The 13,130-nt window shown below is 39.2% G+C and carries 14 protein-coding genes; 11 read left to right on the forward strand and 3 right to left on the reverse strand.

The features are described from left to right. Positions 1-29 precede the first annotated feature (29 nt). The gene (locus tag G631_RS0113220; protein WP_035789832.1) at positions 30-1,190 is read right to left on the reverse strand and encodes an RNA-guided endonuclease InsQ/TnpB family protein; all 1,161 of its coding nucleotides are present in this window, start codon (positions 1,188-1,190) and stop codon (positions 30-32) included. Next, positions 1,153-1,776 carry an IS607 family transposase gene (locus tag G631_RS0113225; protein ID WP_196803873.1) on the reverse strand — a complete coding sequence of 208 codons (624 nt, stop codon included), beginning with the start codon at positions 1,774-1,776 and terminating at the stop codon, positions 1,153-1,155. Before G631_RS0113225 ends, G631_RS0113220 begins: the two co-directional genes overlap by 38 nt. A gap of 344 nt (positions 1,777-2,120) precedes the next feature. Between G631_RS0113225 and G631_RS0113230 the strand changes: the two genes are divergently transcribed. The 10 genes from G631_RS0113230 to G631_RS0113275 all read left to right on the forward strand — a co-directional run bounded on the left by G631_RS0113230 (position 2,121) and on the right by G631_RS0113275 (position 11,830). Continuing rightward, positions 2,121-3,740, forward strand: coding sequence for a hypothetical protein (locus G631_RS0113230; RefSeq protein WP_026489866.1), 1,620 nt, complete (start codon positions 2,121-2,123; stop codon positions 3,738-3,740). A gap of 5 nt (positions 3,741-3,745) precedes the next feature. Then, positions 3,746-3,985 carry a hypothetical protein gene (locus tag G631_RS0113235; RefSeq protein ID WP_026489867.1) on the forward strand — a complete coding sequence of 80 codons (240 nt, stop codon included), beginning with the start codon at positions 3,746-3,748 and terminating at the stop codon, positions 3,983-3,985. Positions 3,986-4,053: 68 nt separating this feature from the next. After that, positions 4,054-4,506, forward strand: a complete 453-nt coding sequence (locus G631_RS0113240) for a hypothetical protein (RefSeq protein WP_026489868.1) — start codon at positions 4,054-4,056, stop codon at positions 4,504-4,506. A 95-nt stretch (positions 4,507-4,601) separates the two neighbouring features. Next, positions 4,602-5,690, forward strand: coding sequence for an acyltransferase family protein (locus G631_RS0113245; RefSeq protein WP_026489869.1), 1,089 nt, complete (start codon positions 4,602-4,604; stop codon positions 5,688-5,690). After that, positions 5,683-6,102 (forward strand): helix-turn-helix domain-containing protein, encoded by a 420-nt coding sequence (locus G631_RS0113250; protein WP_026489870.1) that lies wholly within the window; start codon positions 5,683-5,685, stop codon positions 6,100-6,102. The genes G631_RS0113245 and G631_RS0113250 overlap by 8 nt, the downstream gene beginning before the upstream one ends. 28 nt (positions 6,103-6,130) lie before the next feature. Next, complete coding sequence (locus G631_RS0113255; RefSeq protein WP_026489871.1) at positions 6,131-6,430, forward strand: hypothetical protein; 300 nt, start codon at positions 6,131-6,133, stop codon at positions 6,428-6,430. A gap of 106 nt (positions 6,431-6,536) precedes the next feature. Further along, positions 6,537-8,093 carry a glutamate/gamma-aminobutyrate family transporter YjeM gene (gene yjeM, locus G631_RS19220; protein WP_081671357.1) on the forward strand — a complete coding sequence of 519 codons (1,557 nt, stop codon included), beginning with the start codon at positions 6,537-6,539 and terminating at the stop codon, positions 8,091-8,093. 218 nt (positions 8,094-8,311) lie between these two features. Then, entirely contained in the window at positions 8,312-10,066 is a 1,755-nt protein-coding gene (locus G631_RS20350; protein ID WP_051197241.1) for an HD-GYP domain-containing protein, read from the forward strand. A 189-nt stretch (positions 10,067-10,255) separates the two neighbouring features. Further along, positions 10,256-11,233, forward strand: coding sequence for a nucleoside hydrolase (locus G631_RS19230; protein WP_035789833.1), 978 nt, complete (start codon positions 10,256-10,258; stop codon positions 11,231-11,233). Between the two features lie 15 nt (positions 11,234-11,248). Then, positions 11,249-11,830: an ECF transporter S component gene (locus G631_RS0113275; RefSeq protein ID WP_026489872.1), complete on the forward strand. Its 582-nt coding sequence runs from the start codon at positions 11,249-11,251 to the stop codon at positions 11,828-11,830. A 5-nt stretch (positions 11,831-11,835) separates the two neighbouring features. Here G631_RS0113275 and G631_RS0113280 read toward each other — a convergent pair whose 3' ends face one another. Then, a complete protein-coding gene (locus G631_RS0113280) occupies positions 11,836-12,480 on the reverse strand; it encodes an SDR family NAD(P)-dependent oxidoreductase (protein WP_026489873.1) in 645 nt (214 codons plus the stop codon). Between the two features lie 96 nt (positions 12,481-12,576). Between G631_RS0113280 and G631_RS0113285 the strand changes: the two genes are divergently transcribed. After that, positions 12,577-13,116 carry a histidine phosphatase family protein gene (locus tag G631_RS0113285; RefSeq protein WP_026489874.1) on the forward strand — a complete coding sequence of 180 codons (540 nt, stop codon included), beginning with the start codon at positions 12,577-12,579 and terminating at the stop codon, positions 13,114-13,116. Positions 13,117-13,130 lie beyond the last annotated feature (14 nt).

Below are 13,130 nucleotides of genomic sequence, written 5' to 3' on the forward strand. Positions count from 1 at the left end.
CCCACAGTACATACTTACGTTTGCTTTAATTATGCAACTTCGTAAGTTTTGGCATCTCTAAGATTTAGGCTTGCATTAAAATCTCTATCTTCAACATAGCCGCAGTCACATCGATAAATTCTATCTGAAAGTTTTAAATCTTTCTTGATATTACCGCAGCAATGGCATATTTTTGATGATGGATACCATCTGTCTACAATCCTAAGTTCAATACCGTTATCATCACATTTAGTCTTTAACTTAGTTCTAAATTCATAAAACTTCTGCGATGCAACAGCTTCTGAAAGATGCCTGTTATTCATCATTCCCGACACATTCAAGTCCTCAATAGTTATATAAGACGGCTTGGTTTTCACTATCTCAGCTATTGTTTTATTGATGTAATCAGTGCGGATATTGGCTATCCTATGATGGAGTTTCTGTACTTTGAGCTTTTGTTTTTGTATATTTTTTTGAGTGGGCGCTCCTTTCTTTAAATTTTCATACTTACGAGAGAGACATTTTTGTTCTCTACGTAGTTGTTTTTCTAATTTCCTTAATCTTGCTGATTTGTTGATATTCTTATATGTCTTACCGTTAGAAACAATCGCAAAATCTTTTAAGCCTAAGTCAATCCCTATGCCATCATTGCTATTATTGGCAATCTTGACATCAGGAATTTCAACAAGAACTGATACGTAGTATCTACCTGCTCTAATGGACACTGTACCGCTTTTAATTTTCCATCCGTCTTTAGTTGTAGGTAAATAGCCCTTTTCTTTAAGACGTACCCAACCTAAAGTCGGTATGTTTAGTCTATGTCTTTCGCAGCGACAATCCTTTGGGTTGTTCTTTACAAAATACATTTTTACATCTGATTTGCCTTTCTTTTTGAAATTTGGAAAAGCAGTCTGATGTTTGAAAAATCTTGTAAAAGCAGTGTATCCATCTTCAATAGATTTCTTTACGGCTTTTGAATATGCTTCCTTAATCCATACTTTGTCAGGGTTATTAGGAATATATTCATTATTAAGCCATACACTAAAACTCTTGCCTGTCAGGAACTTCTCACCCTTGTCATGTAAGCTTTTGTTATGACCAAGATAGAAGTTGTAGACATATCTACAAGTACCAATAGTCTTACTGATTTTAACTTTTTGCTCGGCTGTCGGATTAATTTCCGTTTTGAAGCTCTTTAGCAATTTCCTCATCCTTTTCTATTTGTTTTTTATACTTGCGAAGTCCATACAGCCTACAAGAAAACACATGGAGTATTGAAACAATATCCTGTACTAGTTCTTCTTGTGGCGATAAATCTTCATTGTTTACTACCACTATGGTCGTATTGAACTTCATACAGAATTTTTCAAACCAATCATAGCCAAAACGGATAAATCTGTCTTTATGCGTTACTATGATAGTTTTGATTTTTTGTTCCATGACTTCATCTAATAGTTCATTCCACTTTTTACGGTTGTAATTTAGACCACTTCCATAATCTTCAATACATTGGTCTACAATAATACCTCTAGCATTGCAAAACTGCCGTAAAAAAGATACCTGATTATGTAAGTCATCTTTTTGATTTCTTGTAGACACTCTTGCATAAATAACAATCTGACGATTATCATTTTCTGTGTTTATACCTTTAAACTGAAGATATTGGTCATAAGTATAATAACGCCTATCAGTTGGAGTTCGGTTCGCCTTTAGAGTTCCTTCCCTATCCCAGCGCTGCAATGTCTTAACGGAAACCCCCAATAGCTCGGCAAAATCTTTTGGCTTGTAATTTGTGATATTTGATGTGTTCATAATGACTTACTCCTTTGAACACATTTAAACACATTTAATCATGATGGTCAATGTTTTAGGTTGCCTAATATTTCTCCTCATCTGATGCGCAGTGGCCAAAAATCGGGGCAGTGAATGATATTAGGCATTAGGCAAAAGCTAATGCCGCTTGCAATATCACGAAAAGAAATATGTCACCACATATTTATGGTAACATATCGCGTGCGAAATAAAATGTAGGATCAATCCAAAAAATGGTCAATCCTGCATTGCCTGGACTTAAGAAGTTTTGTTCTTTGCTGATCCGAAGTGATATAATAGCTGGATAATTAAGAACTTGGGGAGGATATATGAAAAAGAGTTTGTATATTAAACTATTTACTGTGGGCATGGCCGGGGCTTTACTGACAGGCTGTGGCCTTGATTTTTCATCAAAAGAGGATGGAGCGTCCGCAGAGATTTCAAAAGAGTATTTTGAGGAATCAGAAGATGTTCGTGAAGATGCATCAGAGGAGGCAACTAATGTCCCTGAAGAGAAGAAAGACGGCCCAAGGGGCGAGGAACTCTACGAAGCCTTCATGAACGGAGATGAGAAGGTTGTCTATAATAATCTTTCTAATGAAATCGGCGATGCGCTAAAGGATTACCTTGAGGATGGTAAGGAGTATGATCTGGATGAGATCATAAAATGCACAGAAGACAAATCAATGACATCTGTTGGAGATCCTAAATATGTCTTTATTGACTGTGGAGAAGACGGCGTAAAAGAGCTATTAGTTAAACTTGAATTTGAGGGACGATCATCTCTTTCTATGATTCTTAAGGATATGGATGGAGGCCTCAAAATCTGCTATTCAGGAGAGGAATGGGAGAGGAGTGATCTTAGTATCAGTGATACAGGATTGATTTCTTCATCAGGCTCAGGAGGAGCAGCGGTTCATGGATATGATGCTTCTTTTGTAAATGCTGAGGGCGAGTATAAGTTCTTTTACTCATGCTATACAGATGGCAATCCATCTAATTACTTCGCATATGTCTCAGATGAAAAATATGAAGAGATTTCGTTCGCAGATCTTGATACAGGCTTATTCATGATCAATCGTTATTGTGTAAAAGACGATAATGGAAACTCTACTTATTACTACAGCTATGACATGCTGGATGAGGATTACAATGTTGTCACAACTGATGCTGACTATGATGCGTCCAATCCTTACAGAAAAAAGTTTACTGACGCAGGAATTACAGTTTATACACAGTCTGAAATCGATGATATTCTGGCTAAGGAGGCAAAGAGAATTGGCTATCCTGGAGGCTATGATCCAGTATCTGAGGCTGATGATCAGGAAGATAGACAGTATGGAATAGCTCTTTTGTCAAAAGAGCATGTGGGTGAATCAGGACTTAGTGCTGAGGATCAGACTAGTAACTATTCAATTGGCGATGTCACAATGGAAATTACCGATAGTGTGGATGGCTTGAAGGGTTCTTCTTTAGATGGTCATATGGAGGTGTCCAGGATTTATAATGACGACTATGAACCTGTCATTTTATTTGAGCTTGATGGTAAATATGTAGGAACCTTACATATGGAGTCCTACGATTTTGATACCTTTAACTATATTCAGTTCAAGGATATAGATGGCGATGGTATGGAAGAAATTCTGGTAGCTACGTATACAAGGAGCACAGGGCCACTTACTGCGGTTGATTTCTCTGTGTTGAAGTATACACCTGACCATAATGCGGCAGATGGTTCTTCATATGGCGTTACAATTGACTATCATTTATCTGAAGATTTTCCATATGGAAACGGATACTATTTCATCGAGGCAGATGAGGAACTTGCTGGTGGAAAGGTTACGTACGTTGGTCTTGAAGATAATGGACTAAAGGTTGTTGTAGATAAGGGTACCAAGAATAACGATGTTTACGAGCCTGACGAATATGTTCTGGTTATAGGGGATTAAGTAGAATGATGCCAAATCCAAAAGAGGTAATAGAAAACAGTGATCCAGACATTTGCATTCAGATAAGGCATATCACAGCTAGGCAATTTCCCTATCCATCAGACCACATGATTAGAGTTTATCACAACGGACGCGAAAAAATAAAAAACTATACAGGAAGATATTCCGAAGAACCCAAGGACGGCGATATTTGTCCTGAATGTGGACGTGAGATCATTGTTTTTGATGAAATATGGTATATATAATCACAAAAAACGGAGTTTATAGGAGAATCGGACTGTATACGGAATAGGAAAGGTTATGAAGTAGACAAATGAAAGAATATGAATACAAAGTTCACGAGCCGAAAATTGTTGCTATACTGGCTGGACTTTACCTTTTTTTGGGTTTGATCATGGTTTTAATTGGGGTGGATCAGATAATTACCGGATATATGACCCAGCTGGGATGGTTTTTGGGTTGTACTATATCGTTTCTTTTGCTAGGAATACTGCTATTGGTGGATTACAAGCGCAGAGCACTTTACGTGATCAGATCTGGCCATGAATATTGTTATGTTCCATTAATTGGTAAAAAAAGATATTTTCGAAGAGAAGATATAGCATCGGCAAAGCTTAAATGGGGAAATTTTTTTCATATGGGCTATAGGATCGTTGCAACGGACCATAATGGAAAAAAACTGTTTATTGTCGAAGACAATATGGTAAACGCAGAAAAAATTGTATGTATAGCACAAAATGAATTTCAGAAAGGCAACAATTTTTAACGCTAATGATTCTTAAATGTTAATTATGGTTGGTGGACTCAAACTAATAAGTGCAATAAAATAATGTTAAAATAAATTGCAAAGGTGGGATTAGTATGAGAAAGCACTATTTGGACAACATTCGCTGGGTCACTGTCGTCATCGTTGTTATCTATCATGTGTTTTATATGTATAACGCTGAGGGAGTGCTTGGAGGTCTGGGAAAGATTACAGATCTTCCGGCTCAGTATTACGATGGTTTTCAGTATCTGGTTTATCCATGGTTTATGCCTGTACTTTTCGTTGTTTCAGGAATCAGCGCCAGGTTATCACTTGATTCGCATTCAGACAAAGAGTTTATAAAGTCCAGAACTTTAAAACTTCTGGTTCCATCGACAATAGGTCTTTTTGTATTTCAATTCATTCAGGGATATGTGAACATGTCATTGGGTGGAGGATTCGAGGGACTTGTATCAGAGGGCGTTCCGAAGCTTGCTATCTATTTGATAATGGTTGCCTCCGGAAGTGGAGTACTCTGGTATATGCATCTTTTGTGGATATACTGTGTTGTGCTTGTTCTTATCAGAAAGATTGAAAAAGGAAAGCTTTTGGAAGCAGGGGCTAAGACTCCTTTGTGGCTTGTAGCAGTTTTTATTTTACCCATTTGGGGAGCGGCTCAGATTTTTAACACTCCCATAGTTCCTGTTTACAGAGTTGCGTTCTACTTCGTTTTCTTCATGCTTGGTTACTTCGTGTTCTCCAATGATGAGGTGATCGAAAGACTGAAGAAGATAGCAGTACCTTTGATCATGCTAGCTGTTGCGATATGCGTGACTTTCACTGTTATGTATTTTGGTAATAATTATGCAGATAAGCCAATTAACAGAGGCTTCTTATATGTTCTTGATGCATATGTGGGATCACTGGCAATGCTGGTCGGAATGGCACGCTTTGGGGACTTTTCGGGATCTTTATCCAAATGGATGTCAGAGCATAGTTTCGGACTATATGTGTTCCACTATCTTGGAATATCTTCCGTTGCTCTGATATTTGCTAAACCTGGACTATTGTCTGCGCCTGTATGCTACATATTAAGCCTTTTAACAGGATTCATATTCGGATACGGGCTATATGCTGTTATCTCAAGGATTCCGTTTTTCAGATGGGCAGTGCTGGGAATTAAAAGGGGGAAAATAAATGTTTAAGGACAATCTGGTTCAGTTGCGTAAATTATTACAGATGACTCAGGAGGATGTAGCAGAAAAGCTTGGCGTTACAAGGCAGTCCGTTGCAAAATGGGAAGCCGGAGAGAGTATTCCGGATCTTGATAAATGCAAGCAGCTTGCCAATATTTTTGGAGTATCTCTTGACGACCTGGCTAATTACGAGCCCGAGGACAATATGGGATTTGCAGTTCCACCTAAGGGCAAGCATCTTTTTGGCCTTGTGACAGTGGGAGACAAGGGACAGATAGTGATTCCTGCAAAAGCCAGAAAGCTGTTTGATATTTCTGCCGGCGATCAGCTGGTTGTTCTGGGAGAAGAAGGCCAGGGAATTGCCATAGTCAAACCTGAAAACTTCCTGGCATTGGCCGGTATGATTGAAAAACTTAAATGAGCTATATCAGAAAGAGAGAATATAGAAGATGACAAGAAATCAGGTTGAATGGTCTAGAAAGCGTGATGAACTTGTATCTGCTATAGCTAAGCTTGGTTTTCCAAAAGAGCTTGGTGAGCAGATTGCCAAGCAGCTTGGGAGTCCAAAGGCTATGGATAGGATGCTGGCCTATCTATATAATGTGAAGCCCCGGACAGCAGAACTTGTTGTGGATGAGATGCTTGCAATATGCAGTGATATCGACACGTGGCACAATAAAAAAGCTGCAGAGGAAGCAAACGCAAGGTACAACGAAATGCTTTACTATGGCCTTGGAACAGAGGAATAATTAAAATAAAAATTGTTTCTAGAGATAACCTCAAAAAAGTGATATAATTGACGACGCTGTCGCAAATTTTTCAAAGAATTTTTTAATGGGAGTCTTTAGTAACAAAATGAAAGAAGAAAAGAAATTGGGGCTTATGCCCCTTATACTGATGATTTTTACGTCAGTTTATGGTTTTAATAACATTCCAAGGTCATATTATTTGATGGGATATGCAGCGATTCCTTGGTTTGTTATAGCAGGTATTTTGTTTTTTATACCTTTTGCTTTTATGATCGCAGAATTTGGTTCTGCATTTAGAAATGAAACTGGTGGTATGTACTCCTGGATGTGCAAGTCTGTAGGTCCAAAGTATGCATTCGTCGGAACTCTTATGTGGTACACATCATATATACTTTGGATGGTAAACGTATCCTCAGGTATCTGGGTACCAGTGTCAAATATCATTTTTGGTGAGGACAACACAGCAAACTGGTCACTTTTTGGATCACAGTTTTTATCTGGTTCAAGATTACTTGGACTGATGGCGGTAGCATTTTTCATTATTATTACTTATTTTGATTCAAAGGGAATAGATAAGATCAGTGCCGTAACATCTGTTGGTGGTACAGCTGTTCTTACAATCAATGTTTTGGTTGTAGTTGGTTCAATTGTTATGATCATTGCCCGCCATGGACAGCTTGAGCAGCCATTTATAGGCCTTGAGTCTCTTAAGACTCCGCTTAATGCAGCTTACCAGGGGAGTCCTATCATGATCTTATCATTTATCGTTTATGCACTTTTTGCATATGGCGGAATTGAAGCTGTAGGTGGTTTTGTAGACAAAACAGAGAACCCCAAAAAGAACTTCCCTAAGGGAATTGTGTCAGCAGCACTTGTTATTGTTGTTGGTTATGCACTTTTGATCATGCTAGTTGGTTCTTTTACAAATTACAGTGAGATCCTTGGATCAGACAGCATTACACTTGGTAACGTTTCATATGTGATCATGTCCAATTTTGCTGCATCATTTGGTAAGGCTTTTGGCGCATCACAGGCTACGCAGGTTGCACTTGCTCACGGTTTTGCCAGAGTATACGCTCTTATCATGCTTCTTGCACTTATGGGAGCTATGTTTACTCTTGTATATTCTCCGTTAAAACAGCTTATCGAGGGTACTCCCAAGGAGCTTTGGCCTGGAAAAATGGGCGAGATTTCTGAGGACGGCATGCCAAGGAATGCTATGTGGATACAGTGCACGATCGTTTGCATCATGGTTCTTTTAGTATCATTTGGTGGCGACACAATGCAGCAGTTTTTCGTTATTTTGACAGCTATGGTAAATGTAGGAATGACAGTACCTTACATGTTTATATCATTTGCTTTCCCTAAGTTCAAAAAAATGAAGGACGTTGACAGAAGTTTTGTAATATACAAATCCCAGACTTCAGCTAATATCTGGGGCTATGTTGTAACACTTACACTTTTACTGGCTAATGTATTTGCTATTATCCAGCCAGCCCTTGATGGTGACTTCAAGACTACATTCTGGTCACTTAGTGGTCCTGTAGTATTTGGCCTTGCTGCCTGGATCATTTACACAAGCTATGAAAAGCGTCTAAAATCAAATAAGGATACAGCAGAAGAAACTGTGGAAGCAGGAGTTACAACAGGCGCAAACGGCTAAAAGAAAATAAGAAGTCAATTATATAACTGTATTTATCATCGCTCATTGGTTTTATTTATAACAAAAAAGTGATAATATTATAATATGATATAACATGGGAGTAGTTTAATTGGATCCAGTGGTTGGGAGCTGGCCAATATAAGAATGAAAAGGGGATTGAGAAACGTGGTTTATACACGCTTTAAATCCCCCTTTTTTGTATACTGGAAAGAATAACCATGAAAAGAAAAAATGAATTGGCTCGTTCAAGCATAGCTCTGATTGCTTGTATTGTAATCCCTTTACTTTTTATGCTTTTTTCTGTTGTTACAGGCAATCACGAATATAATACAGATACGGTCGTGCCTAAGGATATTAATGATGGATGGATTGATGGAGAGGGACAGGCGGTCAATCTTTATAGTCTTGCCCTGGGAAGTAAATCTGTTATATTGGATATCAGCAAGCTAAACGTTGATGGCATGGCGTTATGCTTCAAATCATATGATACTAATTTTACAGTATATGCATCTAATAGGGAAATTTACGATTATCATCCTATGATCCCAAGACATTTAGGCATTTCGTATGGTATGCAGTATCATACCATTCCAATTCCTGAAGGGAGCTCATTTATAAGACTGGATATCGAACCAGTATTCTTAAATACTTCTGCAGTTATACGAGATATAGCTATTAGTGATGCAGGGCAGTACATGACCAATGTATTTAAAAGAAATCTCTTTTCATTCGGACAAGGAATGACAACAATAGTTCTCGGGATTCTTTTTATTATAGCAGGAGTAACTGGCCGAATTGTTATGAAATCAACAGGCATTGATTTCATATCTTTTGGTGTAACCTGTGTAATGATTGGCTTTATTGGGCTTAATGATACGCTTCTTCTTCAGGTTCTGACAGGTCGCCCAGACATCATCAGGGTTACGGAATACATGTGTTTTTCGTTTATAGCATTTCCTGCGCTTTCTTTTTTTTCCAGTACAACCAAAGAGTCACATTCAAAGCTTTTGCTTGGCGTTTTTGCAGCATGTCTTTTAAATTGTTTACTTCAAGTAGGGCTGACATTAAGCAGATTATCAGATTATTACTATCTTGTTTATATTTCACAACTAATTATATTTATCGGAATTTTGATAGCAGTAGTGATTGCTATTAGGGCGATGCGTCAGGGAGAAGTCAAACCTGCTCTGCTGCACGCTGTAGGTTGGGGATTAACAGCCTGTATTTTGGGGGCTGTAAATGATATCCTCCGTTATAATTTTTTTCATAGTTACGGAAGCTTAACCTTTACACGAATTGGAGTGCAGCTGTTTACTACATTAATGGGGATATATCTATATAGGGATCACATAGAATCTTTGAAGAAAAAGCAGCAGGAGAGTGCTGTATTTGCATCCGAGGTATCAGAGGCTTTTGCAAAAGTTATTGATATGAAGGATACCTATACCAACGGCCATTCAGAGAGAGTGGCCAAATATACAGCAATGATAGCCAAAGAGATGGGGTATGACGATGAGACTGTAGAAAAATATTATCGTATTGGCTTGTTGCATGATGTAGGCAAGGTTGGAATACCAAACGCTGTGCTTAATAAGCCGGGAAAACTAACAGATGAGGAATACGATGAGATAAAATCTCATACTATAAAGGGATACGAAGTTCTTAAAGATATCAGTGTTGTTCCTGAGCTAGCTGTAGGTGCCCTGGCCCATCATGAAAGACATGATGGAAAAGGCTACCCTAGTGGACTTTCGGAAGATGAAATTCCACAGGTTGCACGTATTATTGCTGTAGCGGATAGTTTTGACGCAATGTATTCTGACAGGCAATATCGCAAGCGCATGGATTTTGAGAAGGTGCTATCAATAATTCGAGAAGTCTCCGGAACTCAGCTAAATCCTGAAGCTGTTGATGCATTTTTCAGACTTGTTGATAAAGGTGAAATAAAAGCTGTAGATGAGAAGAAAAGTTAGGAGTAAATGGCTTGATTATTTTCTTATTTGGCTGTATAATCCGATAGCGCAATAAACGACAGTTCATTTGTACCTTCCTGTCGCTAAACAAAACCAGGACTACATGAAATAACTATGTCTTTTTATGTGGCTCTGCGGTTTTAAACGCAGAGCCACTTTTTATGTTTTTTGTGAAAATAGGTGAAAAGAATGAAGAAAATTATTATCGATTGCGATCCTGGAATTGATGATTCGCTTGCCATAATGCTGGCGCTTAATAGCCCCGAGGTTGAGGTTGTAGGAATTACGATAGTTGCTGGAAATTCTCCTGTAACTATGGGATTTCAGAATGCCAAAAAGATCCTCAGCTTCCTCGGAAGGCTTGATGTGCCGGTGTTTGTAGGAGCAGACAGACCAAGAGTAAGAGAATATGTTAACGCCCTTGATACGCATGGGGAAGATGGCCTTGGCGAGAGCTTTTTGCCTGAAGTTCCCGGGCAGGAGATACCGGATCAGACTGCGGTTTCATTCATGAGGGAGAAACTTAAAGAGGGCGATGTATCTGTGGTGGCTCTTGGGCCTCTTACTAATCTGGCAAGGCTTATTGATGAAGACTTAGAGGCATTTCTTTCTATAGAAAGACTTGTGTCCATGGGAGGAAACTTTAGAAGCCATGGTAACTGTTCACCAGTTGCTGAATATAACTACTGGGAAGATCCAGACAGTGCCAAGGTTGTCTTTGATACGCTTTATGAGCACCATGGAAGAATCGAGATGGTTGGCCTTGATGTAACCAGGGAAATCGTCCTCACGCCGGAAATCCTTGATCAGATGAAAAAAGTCAATTTGGTAACAGGCGATTTTATTGAGAAGATAACAGATTTCTATTTCAAGTTCCACTGGGAATGGGAGCATATAAGAGGATGTGTCATAAATGATCCTTTGGCTGTTGCGCAGTTTATAAATCCCGATATCCTTACAGGAATAGAGGCATTTACCGAGGTGGAAACTAGTGGAATCAGCATGGGACAGACTGTTGTGGATTCCATGGGTTTTTACCGCAAGGAGAGTAATGCTCAAATTTTTACCCGGGTAGACAAGAAGACTTTTTGGGAAATGTTTTTGACCAGGATATTGGGAATCACGCAATCTGAGTATAAGGAGAGATTTGCGCAATTTTTTACATGAGATTGGAGAATTGAGATGAGTAACAATATTAAGAAACTAACATTTATGGCTGTAGCAGTAGCAATCAACATCGTTGGAAGTAAGATAGCTCTTTTTCTGCATCTGCCTATCTTTCTTGACAGTATTGGAACAATGCTTGCAGGAATTGCATTAGGACCTCTTGCAGGCGGACTTACAGCGCTGGTCGGCGGACTTGTAAATGGCGTTCTGGGAGATATTTACGCTATTTATTTTTCTATCAGCGGAGTTCTGATGGGCGTGCTTGCGGGATTTCTTTTCCATAATAAAAAGAATTCCTGGGTTTTACTGCCACTTAAGACCCTTGTTGTAACACTTCCTGCATCTGCTCTGTCAGCCTGCATTGAGACCTTCCTTTTTGGTGGCATTACTTCTGCAGTTGTAACAACCTTTATTATTCAGGCTCTTTCACAGACAGCGCTTAAGCTTTTTGGCAGTGCGTTCCTAACACAGGCTGTTACAGACTATGTGGACAAGCTCATTGCGATCATCCTTGTTGTAGTATCCATGAAGCATCTGCCTTACGAACTTACTCATTTTGAAGAGAATAAAAAGGCAAAAGAAAAGGTAGCAGCCTAAAGCTACTACCAGATAAAGTTTGATTTAAGCTGCTCTCCGTTGTCGATGAGCAGATCCTGACCAGTCATACTCTTGTTTATATTGGTCAGATAATAAGAAAGTTCAGCGATTTCCTCTGCCTGAGCCCATCTGTGTAAAAGAGTTTCATTAAGGCACTGCTCTAAGAGATCAGGGTCATCAATGATGTGGGCATTAAGTGGTGTGTATACGCCGCCGGCAGAGATGCTGTTAGAGGTTGCACCGTATTTCGCAAGGCGAAGTGCGGTGTTTTTCATATATGTAACTACGCCGCCCTTACTGGCTGCATATTCAGGAAATTCTGCGCCATTTGAAGCACTTGAAGAGGCCATAAAAAGAACCGAGTGAATATCCTCTTGAAAAGCATACTTCTCAGTAACTGCAATGGTGGCTCTTAGATTAGTATCTATAACGTCAGGCCCTTCCTGAATTCCTGCGTTGTTAATTAGTACGTTGATACCATCTATCGTAGGCAGCTCTTTGGTCACATCAACCTGCATATGAGTGTATAAAGGCGACTGCAGGCCGCTTTTTTCAATGTCAAAGCCAATAACTTCATGGCCCATTTCTATGTATTTTTTTGCACACGCAAGCCCTATTCCGCGGCTTGTTCCAGTAATTAGTATTTTCATGGGTATAGTATAGCACAATAATGAAAATATGCTAAAATTAGTGGAAGTCAGGGGAAGGTTCTTTTGACTTATCCTAAAATTGGAGAGAAAAAGATAATGGATCATTTTTATTTTATTAGACATGGAGAGACCGTCTGGAACGTAGAGAACAAGATCTGCGGAGCAACTGATATTGAGCTTACTGAAAGGGGCCACGAGCAGGCTATAGAAACCGGGAAAAATCTATTGGAGAAGGGCATTCACGCAGATATTATACTGACTTCTCCTCTGGTTAGAGCTGCAGAGACAGCAAGGCATATTTCCGAAATGACAGGGATTCCTATGCAGGTGGAACCTAGGCTTATAGAGCAGAACTTTGGAAGATATGAATCAACACCAAGGGATGGAAAAGAGTTTCATGAAGCCAAGAAAGAGCTTGCAAGCCGCTTCGGAACAGGCGAATCTATGCTGCAGGTGGCCCAGAGGATTTACAACCTTCTTGATGATATCAAGGCTGGAGATCAGGAAGTAATTCTGGTAGCCCACAATGGTATAGTGAGGATCATAGAGTCTTATTTTAGAGAGATGGACAATGAGACCTTTTCCTCTTGTGGCATCAGGAACTGCGAAATTAAGAGATATGACTTTCCTGGTTGAGCGAAAAAGAGCCA

Source organism: Butyrivibrio sp. XBB1001, assembly GCF_000424505.1.
Classification (GTDB): Bacteria; Bacillota; Clostridia; order Lachnospirales; family Lachnospiraceae; genus Butyrivibrio.